The following is a 228-nucleotide window of genomic DNA, read 5'->3' on the forward strand; positions in this document are numbered from 1 at the left end:
GCTCACCTGCGCTTTGGAGATCCTTGCCGAGTACCGGCCCGCTGGTACTCCGGTCGGCCATGTGCGCCAGGCCTCCCGTGAGGGGGAGAGCGCCGCGATGAGCACGCTGGAGCGGATGCTCGCCGGTGGCGTCGAGGATGTGGACATGTTCACCGTGGTGATCGTCGGCAGCTCGGTGAGCCGCGAGGTGGCCGGGCGGTTCGTGACCCCGCGCGGCTACCGCTGGAA

At 69.7% G+C, this 228-nt stretch carries 1 pseudogene; it reads left to right on the plus strand.

The features are described from left to right. Positions 1–228: pseudogene (locus tag VS93_RS29970) on the plus strand (precorrin-3B C(17)-methyltransferase); the annotation flags it as partial.

Origin of the sequence: Allosalinactinospora lopnorensis (assembly GCF_000981225.1) — a bacterium.
Taxonomy (GTDB): Bacteria; Actinomycetota; Actinomycetes; order Streptosporangiales; family Streptosporangiaceae; genus Allosalinactinospora; species Allosalinactinospora lopnorensis.